This is a genomic window from Collinsella sp. Sow4_E3, assembly GCF_052116285.1.
Classification (GTDB): domain Bacteria; phylum Actinomycetota; class Coriobacteriia; order Coriobacteriales; family Coriobacteriaceae; genus Collinsella.
In genome coordinates this window covers 1-432 of sequence record NZ_JBQKLJ010000126.1, presented here as the reverse complement: position 1 = coordinate 432, position 432 = coordinate 1, and the positions used below count along the sequence as shown (strand labels likewise).

At 70.1% G+C, this 432-nt stretch carries 1 protein-coding gene; it reads left to right on the top strand.

Annotation, left to right across the window (positions count from 1 at the left end; translation table 11 throughout):
• Nucleotides 1-432, top strand: a 432-nt coding sequence (locus ACTQ48_RS11590; RefSeq protein ID WP_441571086.1) for a hypothetical protein, incomplete at both ends; no start/stop codon positions are given.

The window sequence follows — 432 nt, the reverse complement described above, 5'->3', positions numbered from 1 at the left end:
CAACTCCCTCGAGCCGTGCACCAAGGAGGAGACGCGGACTGAGCAGGTGCTCGTGAAGCCTGCGGTGCCCGGCACGCCCGGCACGCCTGGCACGCCGGAGATCCCCGGGAAGCCCGCCGTGACGCGCTCCGAGCGCTACGTCAAGACCCCGGCGCGGGCAGCGGTGAAGGAGAGCAACCCGGTCATCGGCACGTTCCAGGTCGACACGTACCGTCCGAAGACGGCAGCGCAGGCCAAGGTGGTCGCCCGCCTGGACGACGACGGCATGCTCACCTACCGCGAGGACAAGGCGCTGTGGGGCGCGAGCACCTACGAGTTCGTCACGGTGACGGCCAAGGACGTCAAGTCCACGGGATCGCTCGCCAAGGCGATCGACGCCAAGGCCCGCAAGGTGGGCAACATCTCGGCCGGGCCGGTCATGTCGGCGCGCGC